Annotated in this window: 18 protein-coding genes; 8 read left to right on the top strand and 10 right to left on the bottom strand. The window is 68.8% G+C overall.

Annotation, left to right across the window (positions count from 1 at the left end; translation table 11 throughout):
* The first annotated feature begins 72 nt into the window (after positions 1-72).
* The gene (locus tag QM699_RS11740) at positions 73-477 is read left to right on the top strand and encodes a helix-turn-helix domain-containing protein (RefSeq protein WP_415011291.1); all 405 of its coding nucleotides are present in this window, start codon (positions 73-75) and stop codon (positions 475-477) included.
* Here QM699_RS11740 and QM699_RS11735 read toward each other — a convergent pair.
* From QM699_RS11735 to QM699_RS11690, 10 genes are all read right to left on the bottom strand, one after another.
* Complete coding sequence (locus QM699_RS11735; RefSeq protein WP_415011290.1) at positions 439-1,191, bottom strand: ABC transporter ATP-binding protein; 753 nt, start codon at positions 1,189-1,191, stop codon at positions 439-441. The genes QM699_RS11740 and QM699_RS11735 overlap by 39 nt on opposite strands.
* Entirely contained in the window at positions 1,188-2,024 is an 837-nt protein-coding gene (locus QM699_RS11730) for an ABC transporter ATP-binding protein (protein ID WP_415011289.1), read from the bottom strand. Before QM699_RS11730 ends, QM699_RS11735 begins: the two co-directional genes overlap by 4 nt.
* Entirely contained in the window at positions 2,021-2,947 is a 927-nt protein-coding gene (locus QM699_RS11725; RefSeq protein ID WP_415011288.1) for an ABC transporter permease, read from the bottom strand. Before QM699_RS11725 ends, QM699_RS11730 begins: the two co-directional genes overlap by 4 nt.
* A complete protein-coding gene (locus tag QM699_RS11720; RefSeq protein WP_415011287.1) occupies positions 2,944-4,011 on the bottom strand; it encodes an ABC transporter permease in 1,068 nt (355 codons plus the stop codon). Before QM699_RS11720 ends, QM699_RS11725 begins: the two co-directional genes overlap by 4 nt.
* Before the next feature lie 9 nt (positions 4,012-4,020).
* Positions 4,021-5,658: an ABC transporter substrate-binding protein gene (locus QM699_RS11715; protein ID WP_415011286.1), complete on the bottom strand. Its 1,638-nt coding sequence runs from the start codon at positions 5,656-5,658 to the stop codon at positions 4,021-4,023.
* Positions 5,655-6,794, bottom strand: a complete 1,140-nt coding sequence (locus QM699_RS11710; RefSeq protein ID WP_415011285.1) for a dipeptidase — start codon at positions 6,792-6,794, stop codon at positions 5,655-5,657. The genes QM699_RS11715 and QM699_RS11710 overlap by 4 nt, the downstream gene beginning before the upstream one ends.
* Before the next feature lie 533 nt (positions 6,795-7,327).
* Positions 7,328-8,008: an oligopeptide/dipeptide ABC transporter ATP-binding protein gene (locus tag QM699_RS11705; protein ID WP_415011284.1), complete on the bottom strand. Its 681-nt coding sequence runs from the start codon at positions 8,006-8,008 to the stop codon at positions 7,328-7,330.
* A gap of 91 nt (positions 8,009-8,099) precedes the next feature.
* Positions 8,100-8,456, bottom strand: a complete 357-nt coding sequence (locus tag QM699_RS11700; protein WP_415011283.1) for an ABC transporter substrate-binding protein — start codon at positions 8,454-8,456, stop codon at positions 8,100-8,102.
* Positions 8,447-8,656, bottom strand: a complete 210-nt coding sequence (locus QM699_RS11695; protein ID WP_415011282.1) for an ABC transporter substrate-binding protein — start codon at positions 8,654-8,656, stop codon at positions 8,447-8,449. Before QM699_RS11695 ends, QM699_RS11700 begins: the two co-directional genes overlap by 10 nt.
* The gene (locus tag QM699_RS11690) at positions 8,653-8,934 is read right to left on the bottom strand and encodes a hypothetical protein (protein WP_415011281.1); all 282 of its coding nucleotides are present in this window, start codon (positions 8,932-8,934) and stop codon (positions 8,653-8,655) included. The genes QM699_RS11695 and QM699_RS11690 overlap by 4 nt, the downstream gene beginning before the upstream one ends.
* 343 nt (positions 8,935-9,277) lie before the next feature.
* On the opposite strand from QM699_RS11690, the gene QM699_RS11685 reads away from it, so the two are divergent.
* The 7 genes from QM699_RS11685 (at position 9,278) to QM699_RS11655 (ending at position 12,997) form a co-directional block, all read left to right on the top strand.
* Positions 9,278-10,288 (top strand): Ldh family oxidoreductase, encoded by a 1,011-nt coding sequence (locus QM699_RS11685; protein WP_415011280.1) that lies wholly within the window; start codon positions 9,278-9,280, stop codon positions 10,286-10,288.
* Complete coding sequence (locus QM699_RS11680) at positions 10,285-10,950, top strand: helix-turn-helix domain-containing protein (RefSeq protein ID WP_415011279.1); 666 nt, start codon at positions 10,285-10,287, stop codon at positions 10,948-10,950. The genes QM699_RS11685 and QM699_RS11680 overlap by 4 nt, the downstream gene beginning before the upstream one ends.
* Before the next feature lie 16 nt (positions 10,951-10,966).
* The gene (locus QM699_RS11675) at positions 10,967-11,179 is read left to right on the top strand and encodes a hypothetical protein (protein ID WP_415011278.1); all 213 of its coding nucleotides are present in this window, start codon (positions 10,967-10,969) and stop codon (positions 11,177-11,179) included.
* 18 nt (positions 11,180-11,197) lie between these two features.
* Positions 11,198-11,701, top strand: coding sequence for a BRO family protein (locus QM699_RS11670; RefSeq protein WP_415011277.1), 504 nt, complete (start codon positions 11,198-11,200; stop codon positions 11,699-11,701).
* Positions 11,650-12,231: a Bro-N domain-containing protein gene (locus QM699_RS11665; RefSeq protein ID WP_415011276.1), complete on the top strand. Its 582-nt coding sequence runs from the start codon at positions 11,650-11,652 to the stop codon at positions 12,229-12,231. Before QM699_RS11670 ends, QM699_RS11665 begins: the two co-directional genes overlap by 52 nt.
* Positions 12,232-12,431: 200 nt before the next feature.
* On the top strand, positions 12,432-12,737 hold the full coding sequence (locus QM699_RS11660; RefSeq protein ID WP_415011275.1) for a hypothetical protein: 306 nt from the start codon (positions 12,432-12,434) through the stop codon (positions 12,735-12,737).
* Positions 12,738-12,742: 5 nt separating this feature from the next.
* Entirely contained in the window at positions 12,743-12,997 is a 255-nt protein-coding gene (locus QM699_RS11655) for a spike base protein, RCAP_Rcc01079 family (protein WP_415011274.1), read from the top strand.
* Positions 12,998-13,066: the final 69 nt, after the last annotated feature.

The following is a 13,066-nucleotide window of genomic DNA, read 5'->3' as shown; positions in this document are numbered from 1 at the left end:
CGGCACTGCGGGGCCGACCGGGCGGCGAAGGCGGTCCACCAGCTCAGCGTCGTGCAGCGGCCGGAGGTCGGGGTGTTCGAGAAGGCCCGCGCCTCCGGCTTCCGCCGCATCGAGGACGCGCGGATCCAGCGGGCGGTGGTGCTGATCGAGAGCCGGATGGGCCAGGACGTCACCCTCGACACGGTGGCGCGCCACGTCGGCCTCGGAGGGCGGCAACTGACGCGGCTGTTCCGCGACAACCTCGGCGTGACGCCGAAGCGGTTCATCATCGAGACGCGGCTGCGCTGCGCCCACTGGCTGGTCTTGCACAGCAGCCTGTCGATGACCGAGATCGCCTACCAGACCGGCTTCGCCGACTGCGCCCATTTCGCGACCTCGTTCAAGGCGCGCTACGGTGCCCCGCCGTCGAGCCTCCGGCGCTCCGGCGGGGCCGGGGTCTCAGGCGGCGCGGACGAAGCCCTCGCTCGCGGCGAGTAGCGTCCGGGTATAATCCTGCGTCACCTCGCGCCGCGCCAGCTGGTCGGCGGTCAGTTCCTCGACCACCTTGCCGCCCCGCATCACCGCGAGCCGGTCGCACATGTGGGTGACGACGCCGAGGTCGTGGCTGACCATCAGGTAGGTGAGGCCGCGGTCGCGCCGGACCTGTTCGAGCAGGTTCAGAACCTCCGCCTGCACGCTCGCGTCGAGCGCCGAGGTCGGCTCGTCGAGGAGCAGCGCCGCGGGCTCGAGGATCAGCGCGCGGGCGATGGCGATGCGCTGGCGCTGGCCGCCCGACATCTGGTGCGGATAGCGGAAGCGGAAGGCGGCCCCGAGCCCCACCTCTTCGAGCGCATGGCGGATGCGCCGCTCGCTGTCCTCGACCCCATGGATCGCCAGCGGCTCCAGGAGCTGGCGGTCGACCGTCTGGCGCGGGTGCAGCGAGCCATACGGGTCCTGGAAGACCATCTGCACCTTGCGGAAGAAGTCGGGCCGGCGCCGCGCGCCTGTGACGGGCTCGCCGTCGATCACGATCGTCCCCGCCGAGACGGGGGCGAGGCCCATTATCGCCCGGAGCAGCGTCGACTTGCCCGAGCCGCTCTCGCCGACGAGGCCGAAGGACCGGCCGCGGCCCACGGTGATCGAGACGTCGTCGAGGGCGCGGTGGAGATCGAAGCGGACCTCGAGGTTCGCGACGTTCACGAGATCGGTCATTGCGCCCACTCCGGCTTGCGGTCGAGCACCGGCAGCGGGTGCCGGTCCTCGCCGATCTTCGGCATGCAGTTCAGCAGCCCGCGGGTGTAGGGATGCCGCGCGTGGGCGAGGTCGCCGGAGGCGAGTTCCTCCACCACCCGGCCCGCATACATGACGAGCACCCGGTCGCAGAAGGACGAGACGAGGCGCAGGTCGTGGCTGACGAAGATCAGCCCCATCCCGCGCTCGCGCACCAGGCGATCGAGAATGCCGAGCACGTCGAGCTGCATGGTCACGTCGAGCGCCGAGGTCGGCTCGTCGGCGATCAGCAGTTCCGGCCCGGCGACAAGCATCATCGCGATCATCGCCCGCTGGCCCATGCCGCCCGAGACCTCGTGAGGATAGAGGGCGAACACCCGCTCGGGATCGCGGATCTGCACGGCCGCCAGCATGTCGAGCGCCGCCTGCCGCGCGGCCTTGCGCGGCATCGGGCGGTGGGTCGTCAGGGTCTCGACGATCTGCCGGCCGATGCTCATCACCGGGTTGAGCGAGTATTTCGGATCCTGCAGAACCATCGCGATCCGCCCGCCGCGCAGCGCGCGCCGGGTGCGGGGTGGTGCGGTCAGGAGGTCGATCCCGGCGAAGTCGAGCGCGTCGGCGGTCACCTCGGCCTGGGGCGGGGTCAGGCCCATGATCGCGCGGCCGGTCTGCGACTTGCCCGAACCGCTCTCGCCGACGATCCCGAGCCGCTCGCGCCCGAGGGTGAAGCTCACGCCCCGCACCGCCTGCACCGGACGCTCGCGGCCAGGATAGGTGACACGGAGGTTTTGCACCGCGAGGAGGGGCGCGGTCATCGCCCGGCCTCCCGCGGGTCGAGCGCGTCGCGCAGGCCGTCGCCGAGCAGGTTGAAGCCGAGGCTGACGACGAAGATCGCGATGCCGGGCATGGTCGCGACCCACCACTGGTCGAGGATGAAGCGTCGCCCCGAGGCGATCATCGCCCCCCATTCCGGCAGCGGCGGCTGCGCGCCGAGCCCGAGGAAGCCGAGGCCGGCCGCGGTCAGGATGATGCCGGCCATGTCGAGCGTCACCCGCACGATCAGCGACGACAGGCACATCGGCACAACGTGGCGCAGCACGATCCGCCCCGGCGAGGCCCCCATCAGCCGCACCGCGGCGATATAGTCCGAGTTGCGCACGCCGAGCGTCTCGGCACGGGCGATGCGGGCATAGGGCGGCCAGGAGGTGACGGCGATGGCGATGATCGCATTCTCGATGCCGGGGCCGAGCGCCGCGACGAAGGCGAGTGCCAGCACGAGCTTCGGCAGGGCGAGGAAGATGTCGGTGACCCGCATCAGCACCGCGTCGACCCAGCCGCCGGCATAGCCCGCGACCGTCCCGACGAGGAGCCCGACGGGTGCCGCGATGACCGCGACGAGGAGCACCACGGCGAGGGTGATCCGCGAGCCGAAGATCAGGCGGGAGAGGATGTCGCGGCCGAGATCGTCGGTGCCGAGGAGGTGGCCGGGGGTGCCCGGCGGCAGCAGCCGGGCGTTGGCGAGGTCGCCCTCGACCGGCGAATGCGGCGCGAGGACGGGGGCGAAGAGCGCGACCACGATCAGGGCCAGGATGATCGCGAGGCCGAGAACGGCGAGCCGGTTGTCCTGAAAGCGCAGCCACGTGGCGTAGGCGTTGCCGAGCCGCGCCTGCCGGCGCGAGGCGGGCCGGTCGGTCAGGAGCCAGGCACGGCGCCCGGCGGGAGCGTCGATCGCGGTCATCGGGTGCGGGTCCTCGGGTCAAGGGTGCGATAGAGCAGGTCGGAGACGAGGTTCAGCGCGATGAAGACGGCGCCGATCACCAGCGTGCCGCCGAGCACCGCGTTCATGTCGGCGTTCTGCAGCGAGTTGGTGATGTAGGAGCCGAGGCCCGGCCAGGCGAAGACGGTCTCGGTCAGCACCGAGCCTTCGAGCAGCGCGGCATAGGACAGCACCACGACGGTGACGAGCGGCACCGCGGCGTTCCGGAGCGCATGGCCCCAGATGATCCGCCGCTCGCTGAGACCCTTGGCGCGCGCTGCGACGATATACTCCTGCCCGAGTTCGTTCAGCATGAAGGACCGGGTCATCCGGCTGATGTAGGCGAGCGAGAAGTAGCCGAGCAGCGTACCGGGCAGGACGATGTGGCGGAAGACGTCGAGCGCCACGTCCCACTGCCGCTGAATGATCGCGTCGACGAGCAAGAGCCCGGTGATCGGCGTGAAGGTATATTCATAGACCACGTCGATGCGGCCGGGATAGGCGATCCAGCCGAGCCGGGCGTAGAAGAGCAGGAGCCCGAGCAGCGCCAGCCAGAAGATCGGGATCGAATAGCCGGCGAGGCCGATGAGCCGCACCACCTGATCGGTCGCCGAGTTGCGCTTCACCGCCGCGAGCACCCCGAGCGGGATGCCGAGGCTGGTTCCGATGATCGTGCCGAAGGTCGCGAGCTCGAGCGTCGCCGGAAAGACGTGCCGGATGTCGTCGAGGACGGGGTTGGTGGTGAGGACGGAGGTCCCGAGGTCGCCCGACAGGACCTGCCGGACATAGATCGCGAACTGCTGCCAGAGCGGCAGGTCGAGGCCCATCTCGGCCCGGACCCGAGCGACGGCCGAGGCCGGCGCCCGGTCGCCGAGGACGGCGAGGACCGGGTCGATGGGGACGATCCGGCCGATGAAGAAGGTGACGGCCAGAAGCCCGAGGCAGGTGGTGACGACGACCAGGAGAAAGCCGAGGATGCCGTACAAGCCGCCCCGGATCCGGCGGCCGAGGCGGCCGGGTCCGTCCATGGTTGCGCTGACCGCCATCGTCCCGCCTCAGGACTTGGAGACGGGGGCGAGGAAGTTCGTGTCGAAGGTCGGGCCGAGCTTGAAGCCCTCGACCTTGCCGGAGAGGCCCGCGACCTCGACCTGCTGGAAGACGATGATGAAGGGGCCGTTTTCCAGCACCTCTTTCTGGAGGCCCGCGTAGATCGCGGCCCGCTTCGCCGGGTCCTTCTCGAGCAGCGCCGCCGCGGTCTGCGCGTTCAGTTCCGGCACCTCCCAGGCGTTCCGCCAGGCTAGCGTCTTGGACGCCGCGTCGTCGGCATTGTCCGGGTTCGAGGCGAAGGTCTGCGCGTTCGAGTTCGGATCCCAGTAGTCCGATCCCCACTGGCCGATGTAGATGTCGTGGTTGCGGGCGCGGTACTTGGTCAGCGTCTGCTTGCCGTCGCCGGGGATGATCTCGACCTTGATGCCGGCCTGTCCCGCGGTCTGCTGGAAGCTCTCGGCGATGCCGGTCACCGGCTGGTTGTTGCGCACGTCCATGGTGACGGTGAAGCCGTCGGGCAACCCCGCCTTGGCGAGCAGCTCCTTCGCCTTGGCGACGTCGAGCGTGTAGGGCTTTTCGTCGAGCGCGCCGAGCTGGCCCTTGGGCAGGAACGTCTGGTGGATCTCGCCGATGCCCTTGATCAGCGTCTTGCCGATGGCGTCGTAGTCGACGAGGTATTTCAGCGCCTCGCGCACCTCGGGCTTGGCGAGGTTCGGGTTCTTCTGGTTGAGGCTGATATAGTAGACGGTGCCCTTGCCGGCGCTGTCGGTCTTGAGCGCGGGGTTCTTCGCGACCGCCTCGAGATCGCCCGGATCGAGGTTGCGCGCCACGTCGATGTCGCCCGCCTCGAGCGCGAGCCGCTGGCCGGCGCTCTCCTTGAGGTGGCGGTAGATCACCCGCGCGAGCTTGGCCTTCTCGCCGAAATACTTGTCGTTGCGCTCCAGCACCACGGCCTCGTTCGCCTTCCACACCTTGGCGATGAAGGCGCCGGAGCCGGCGCAGGCAGTCTTCAGGAAGCCGTTGCCGAAGTCGGTGTCGTATTTGTAGTCGGCGCTCGGCGTCACCGCCTTCGCCTTCTCCTTGACGAGCACGCTGTCGACCACCGAGCCGACGGTGGAGGAGAGGACGTTCAGCACGAAGCTCGGCGCATAGGGCTGGTCCACCGTCAGGACGAAGGTGAGCGCGTCCGCGGCCTTGGCCGTCTCCGTCACGTTGTCGCCCGAAAGGCCGAGCTGGGTCAGAAGGAAGGCCGGGCTCTTGTCGAGCTTGACCGCCCGCTCGAAGGACCACGCGACGTCGCTGGCCGTGAGCGGGTTGCCGGAGGCAAAGACGACGTCCGGCTTCAGCTTGAAGGTGAAGGTCTTGCCGTCCTCCGAGACCGTCCAGCTCTCGGCGAGGTCGGGCGAGACCTTCGAGGTGTCGGCGAGGTCGAGGCGCACCAGCAGGCTGTAGGTGTTGGAGGTGATCTCCGCGGTGGTCAGCTCGAAGGCCTCGCCCGGATCGAGGCTGATGATGTCGTCGATGGCGAAGGCGGCGACCAGCGTGTCGGGCGGCGTCGCGGCGAGGGCGGGGGCCCCCGCGATCAGGGCGGCGGCGCAGGTTCCGGCGGTGAGCTTCAGGAGCGAACGTCTGGTCAGGTGCGTCATGTCGGTTCCACGCTGAGGATGTTGAGGTGGGCTTGGTCGTCGTTCTCGCGCCAGGAGGTGCCCAGGACGCGCAGCCAGTTGTCGCGGCAGAGGAGCCGCAGGTCGTCCGCGCCGTAGCCGGCGCCGCGGAGCGCCGCGACCAGCGCCTGCGTGCCGGCCGCGTCGCCGATCGCCTCGGGGATCACGGCGCCGTCGAAGTCCGAGCCGAGCGCCACGTGAGCGATCCCCATCCGTGCGACCATGTGGTCGATGTGGCGCACCGCGTCCGCGAGCGGAGTCGCCGCGCTCTCCTGCCCGTCGGGGCGGAGCATGGTGCAGGCGAAGTTCAGCCCGACGATGCCCCCCGAGTCGCGCACCGCGTCCATCTGCCGGTCGGTCAGGTTGCGCGCGACCTGCGTCAGGGCGTGGGCGTTCGAGTGGCTGACGATCAGCGGCGCGTCACTGATCGCCGCGGCGTCCCGGAACCCGGCTTCGGTGATATGCGCGAGGTCGAGCGCGATCCCGAGGCGGTTGCATTCGCGCACCAGGTCCCGCCCGAGTCCGGTCAGCCCCGGCCCGCAGTCCGGCGACGCGGGCCAGGCGAAGGGCACGCCGAAGCCGAAGGCGTTCGGCCGGCTCCACACCGGCCCGAGCGAGCGCAGGCCGAGGCCGTGCAGGCGCTCCAGCGCGCCGAGGTCCGGGCCGATCGCCTCGGCGCCCTCGACATGCAGCACGGCGGCAAAGCGGCCCGCCGCCATCGCCGCGCGGATTTCGCCCGTCGAGCGGCAGAGCGTCCAGCCGCCGGCGCGGTCGAGCCGGAGCGCGATGTCGATGATCTCGTCGCTCGCCGCCGCGGCCGTCGCGAGGTCCACCGGCGGCGCCATCGGGGTGCTGTAGGCGCCGTCCGCCGCCGGCGCCGCCAGCGCGAAGCGGCCGGCCGAGGGCACGAAGACTGCGCAGAGGCCACCGGCAAGGCCGCCCGCCCGCGCCCGCGGCAGGTCGATGTGGCCGACGCTCTCGCCGTCCACGAAGGCCGCCACCGGGTCGATCCCGCGCTTTTCCCCGAGCCAGAGCCGCAGCAGCACGTCGTTGTGCCCGTCGAATACCGGCTCCACGGGCGGTGCGGCGCGTCCTGCCGTCTCTCCCGCCTCATCCATTGTCGCTGCCCCCGATCCCGCCGCGGGCCACTGCCCGTGACGGAACTATGAAAGCCTTCCATGCCGATGACTTTTGATTCTCGGACATGATCTTTGGATTTCTGCGGCAGTCTTCGCAATTGCGAACGCGTCACCCCGGCGTCGGGGCGGATGGCCGCGACCAGCCGCTCGGCCGAGCCCGGGGCAGAGCGTCCAGCCAAACCTGCCGCGACCGAGTTCGAGATTGAGCCGCCGAGGCTCGCCGGACCGATCGCCGGCGACGCAGCGCGTCGTCAGCCGGTAGCCCTGCGGCGCGCTGGCGGCAGTTGCATCGGCTCAGTCCGGGGTGAGGAAGGACAAGGGGCCCCGCCGCATGGGGCGCCGGAAGGTCCGGCTTCGAGCGCCCGTCCCCGGGGCTCCCCCGGACTCCATGCCCGGCCCAACCTGTTTTCGCACGGCGTCGCGCCTATCCGCTTCTCAGGATCGCACGTGATTTGGGAATGTCGCGCGTCGGGCAGGACGACGGGCGCGTCAGTGAGGCGATGGCGCGTGGCTCAAGGTATGTCCTCGCGGATACAGGCCTTGGCATGGCCGGGGCCCACCTCGACGAGCGGGGGAACCGCGGTGGCACATGCGGCCAGGGCATGGCGGCAGCGGGTGCGAAACACGCAACCCGACGGCGGGTCGATCGGGCTCGGGACGTCCCCTTCGAGGGCGATGCGCTGGCCGCGGCGCGCGGGATCGGACGAGGCACGCATCTCGGTGATCAGGGGGGCGGTGTCCTTCAGGCAGATGTCCGAGAGGTTGAAGGAGATGCCGCAGATGAGATCGTAGCCCCAGCAATGGCCGGTCTCGAAGACGCCCGGCCCGTCGAGGCGCATCAGCGACTGCACCTTGTGGCCCTGGGAAAGCTCCTGGAACTCCGCCGCCGGCGCGACCTTGCCTGACAGGTCGATGCCGATCTGCTTCCAGGTGTTCTGGACGACCGTCGCGAGCTGCGCCTGGGTCGGATCGCCCTCCTGGATCATCACCTCGGGCTTGATCGGGGTCGGCAGGCCGCTCTCCGCGATCAGCGCCTTGGCCTTCTGGAGGTCGTAGGGCAGGGGCTTGGACAGCTCGGCGTTGAAGCCGGGCAGGCTCGGCGGGATCGGGCCGTAGTAGGCGGTGCCGTAGCCGTAGGCGAGCTTCTTGATGATGTCCTCGTACGGGACAGCGAGCGCCGCCGCCTCGCGCACCTTGGGGTTGTCCTAGGGGGGCGACGTTGTTGCGCATCATGAATTGCTGCGCGAAGGGCACGGAATAGGCGATGACGCGCGTGCCGGGGTTCTACGCAAGGCTTGCCGCCGCCTGCTTCGAGAGATCGAGGGTCACGTCGGCCTGGCCGGTGCGCGCCTGCAGGAGCAGGGTGGGGGCGGCGGTGATCCAGTTGACGGCGATCGTGTCGGCCTTCGCCGCCTCGCCGCCGAAGGCCGGGTTCTTGGTCAGGACCGCGCCCTGGTTCGGGGTGTAGGATTTCAGCAGGAACGGGCCGGAGGCGGTGACGTGCGACGCCATGAAGGGGTTCGGAGCCCCGGCGGTGACCCCGCCGTCGGCCTCGACGATCGCCGGATCGACGATCGAGCCGGCGTGCGTGGCGAGGTCGCCGAGCATGTTGGCGTTCGGGGCGTTGAGCCTTATGACCACGGTTTTTGCATCGGGGCCTCGATCGCCTTGATGATGACCGGGCCGAGATGGCCGTCGGTGAGGAAGAAGCGGCCGCAACCGGCCATGTCCACCACCCGCTGCAGCGAATAGCGCACGGCCTCGGCGTCGATCGGCGCGCCGCTCTCGAACTTGTAGCCGTCCTTGAGGTGGAAGGTGTCGGTGAGGCCGTCGGCGCTCATTTCCCAGCTTTCGGCGAGTGCGGGGGCGCCACCGAGTAGTCGCGTTCCAACGTGCCCTCGGGCCCCGGCTTGACGCCGTGGTCGACAAGGCGGACGTAGAAATTGGAGAGGAAGCTGATCTCCGGCAGGCCGCACGCCCAGGCGGGATCGAGCGTCGAGGGCGCGACGCTGGCGTTGACCGTGAGATCGGAGGCCATCACCTGGCCCGCGAGGCCGAGACCGGAGGCAAGCGCAATGACGCTCAGCCGGGAGCCGGGAAACCACGGCATGTGTCGCATGACAACTCCTTCTCGAGCGAGCGGTGGGGATGGCCCATCGGGCCGGGCTTGCGGGAACCGCAGTCGGCCGTGTGCCGGTATGGTCGGAAAGTATTTTCCGATAGTGCAAGGCGGCCGGTCGCTGTCAATGCTTGCCGGCACCGCGGCGACATGTTCGGCGATTGCAATGCGGGAATCCGGGCAATCCAGCCGTCGTCGGTGCGAGATTTTGGCGCTTGCGGCGTGGGAGATGCCGCCGGTACGGGAATGATTGAATGTTGCAGGTTGAGCGGGATGTGCAATTTCCTATAGGAAATTGCTCGGGCGCGGTTAGCGCGCCCGAACCGTGAAGGAGTTGCAATTCGTGCCCGAGGCTTACTCCTACCCCGCGCTGGTCGCGCTGCTGGAGGCGATCTTCCTGGCAAACGGCACCAGCCCCGCGGTTGCGCGGCTCCTGGCGGAAAACTGCGCGGGCTGCGAGCGCGACGGGTCGGAGAGCCACGGCGTGTTCCGTATGGCGGGCTATGTCGCCTCGCTCCGTGCGGGCTGGGTCGATGGGCGCGCCGAGCCGGTGGTCGAGGATGCGGGTGCCGCCTTCGTGCGGGTTGATGCCCGTAACGGCTTCGCCCAGCCCGCGCTGGCAGCGGGGCGGGCACTGACCGTCGCAAAGGCCCGTGCGGCCGGCGCGGCCGTGCTGGCGATCCGCGGATCGCACCACTTCAGCGCGCTCTGGCCTGACGTCGAACCCTTCGCCGAAGAGGGGCTGGTGGCGCTCTCGGTCGTCAACAGCTTCGCGATCTCGGTGCCGCACGGGGGGCGGCGTCCGATCTTCGGGACGAACCCGATCGCTTTCGCCGCTCCGGTCGCGGGCGCGGAGCCGCTGGTCTTCGATATGGCCACCTCGTCGATGGCGCATGGCGACGTGTCGATTGCCGCGCGCGAGAGGCAGGCGCTGCCCCCCGGCATGGGCGTCGATCGTGACGGGGCGTCGACCACCGATCCGGCCGCGATTCTCGACGGAGGGTCCCTCGTGCCTTTTGGCGGGCACAAGGGCTCGCTCGTCTCCATGATGGTGGAGTTGCTTTGCGCCGGGCTCACTGGCGGCCATTTCTCGACGGAGTTCGACTGGTCCACCCATCCCGGCGCGCAGACCCCGCATACCGGACAGTTCGTCCTGCTGATTGATCCGGCCTTTGGCGGCACCCCGGCCTTCGCGCTGCGTGCCGCCGATCTTGTCGCCTCGATGCGGGCGGCAGGTCTCAGCCGTCTGCCCGGCGGCCGGCGCCACGCCCGCCGCGCCGAATCCCTGCGGAACGGTATTCACCTTGCGGAGGCCGAGGCGGATCGGCTGAAATCCCTGCAGATGGCCGAATGAAGGAGCGTGCGCCGATGGTCGAGCCGGGGCCCCCCGCAGCGAAGCCCGCACGCCTCGTGCCGCGCCGGCGGAACGGGCAGTCGATAGCCGCCACCCTGCGGGCGGCGCGCACCGCCGCCGGGCTCTCCCTGACCGAGCTCGCGCACCGCTGCGGCCTCGCCATCTCCACCCTTTCCAAGATCGAGAACGGGCAGATGTCGCCCACCTACGATACCATGGTCAGTCTTGCCGACGGGCTCGCCATGGATCTCGCCGATCTCGTCTCCGGCGGTCGCGGTCTCTCCGTCAACGGCCGCAAGACGGTGACGCGGGCAGGGCAGGGGATCGTCGTGCGCACGGCGCAATACGACTACGAGATGCTGTGCAGCGAAATCGCCGACCGCCAGTTTGTCCCGCTTCTTGCCGAGATCAAGGCGCGCTCCACCCACGAGTTCCCCCAGCTCATTACCCATGCCGGCGAGGAATTCATCTATGTCCTTGCCGGCCGCGTCGAGCTCCACACCGAATTCTATGCGCCGACCGTCCTCGACGTGGGCGACGGCTGCTACTTCGACAGCACGATGGGCCACGCCCTCGTCAACATGACCGACGAGATCGCCCGCGTCATGTGGATTGCCTCCCGTGTCGTCGCCCCGCTCGACAGACCGCAAATGCATACATGAGAGGACCAGTGCCGGCGTGACCGGCGCGACCGTGGAGATGGCGAGCTCCAAAGCGTCGAACCTCGCCGGTGTTGGCGCGTCCTCGATCCGGGCGGCACGGGCACTTTGCCGTCGGCGCCATTCCTTCGGCCCGGCGGCGCGCACCCGCGAGCAGCTCCGCACCGCGATAGACCTGGGCTTCTTTGCTCTGAGGTCTGAAAACCTGTGGATCGTCAGGAAGAGCGGCTGAGGTACTTCGAAGGGCGGTATGCGGTGCAGCTTAAGGCTTCGGTTGAGGCTGGCTCTGAGGCGGAGAGCGCGGAATGAGCGGCGACAGCTTCTTCGGCGTCACGACCAACCCCTGTGGATCGACGGCGAGCCGTGGTTCCCGGTGAAGGACGTTCTCCGAGACTTGGGGATCGGGAAGGGAGCCGCATGGTTCCTAGAGGACAGGCTTGAACCGAAGAGCCACCGCGTCCTGTCCAAGGCGGAGATGACCGTCGAGAACCGCCGCGCGCTCTCCCGTGCGCGTCTCCGCGAGGCGAGCATCATCATCATGGATGAGGCCGGGCTCTATATGGCGATCCTCTACAGTTGGAAGCCGGAGGCGCGGCCGTTTCAGGAGTGGATGCTCTCTGTGGCGGACAGCATCGAGACCACGGGCGGTTACGTAGTCGGACAGGAGACGCTCTCTCCGCAGGGACAGGCGAAGTTGGCTCCATGGTGCTCGGCAGCGGCGGCGGAGATCATCGCGAAGGAGACCACAGAATGAGCGCCAACCTTCCAGCCCTTCCGGGCCAGCCCTCCGCACTCGCTCCGGCCTTCGAAGGCGTGACCGTTCGTCACGTCACAATCGACGGGAAGGCGTGGATCGCCCTCGCCGATGTGTGCAAGGCCCTCGGCCTCGGCGGCAAGATCGCCAACCATGCCCGGCGCATCCCGGCCGAACATAAGAGGACGATGCGCAAGGCGGAGCTGAAGGAAGAGGTGGATTACAGTGAGACATCTTCCCTCTTCCCCGGCCGAACCAACGCCATCACCCTCGTCACCCGTGAAGGAGCCGCTGACCTCGCCCTCGACAGCCGCAAGCCACAGGCCAAGCGGTTCCGTCGCTGGATGGTCTATGGCGCCTTCAGCGAGATCGACACGCGGGGCAGCTACACGGTCGGTCAGGAGGACCTGAGCGAAGCCGGGAAGGATCGGCTCGCGGCGGTCGCACATCAGCATCAGGGCCTCATCGCGGCCGAGGAACGGGAGGCGCGGAGCCTTGCGTTCGACGTGCTGAAGGGCAGGCTTCGGTGACGATCGGGAGGGAGGGGTATATGAAATTCATATACCTCTCACAGCCCCTCACAGCGCCCTCTACAGCCCCGCTCCATCTCACCCTCACTAACCTACCTGAAATCCTCTACCTGCCGTCTAGCCCTCACAGCGAGGCGCTACGGGCGTCCATGCCCCCACGGGCACCCTCTTCCACACATCAACACGAAAGGCTCCCTGACATGGGACACTTCTCTTCCTACTCCATGAACGACACCCCCGATGCCGGCCTCTCCGCCGATGAAGTCCAGCTCCGCGCCATGGTGGAGCGGGAGCGCAACAACCCCGTGAAGCACATCGGCGACGTGGATGCGCGCGTGACCAGCGCCGACTTGTCGAAGTTCTCGGGGGCGGGCTTCACGTCCAGCTCGGGGGGCGCGATCGTCGGCCGTGAGATCGCGATGAACGACCGCTATCGAGACCCTGCAACGGGGATGGAGATGACGGTGGCGAGCGCCCTGTCCCTCGGGCTTCTCCAGAAGGGATGAAACGGATGGCGGCAGCGTTCGGGGAGATCGTTCCCAGAGACTTCGTGCCTGTGGTTCCGAGCGACGCGGAGGACAACCTTCCGCCAGGTACGATTGGGCTCGTGAACAACACCGGGGCGGACGCCTTCATTGCCGTGGTGACGGCCGGGGGGACCAGCGCGGTTCTTCCGGTGGTCGCGTATGGGGCTCTGAGCGGGCGGTTTAGGCGGGTGAAGGTGGACGGAACGACGGCTGGGGAGGTTCTGGCGGCGGTTTGGTAGGGTCGGAGGCCGTGTAAGCGGCGGGAAACAGGCGCTTTTTCGCGTTACCCCCGGACTTTCCGGGGGTAT

Origin of the sequence: Amaricoccus sp., assembly GCF_047602525.1 — a bacterium.
Taxonomy (GTDB): Bacteria; Pseudomonadota; Alphaproteobacteria; order Rhodobacterales; family Rhodobacteraceae; genus Amaricoccus.
Note: the sequence above shows the minus strand (reverse complement) of the source record. Positions and strands in the feature narration are given on the sequence as shown.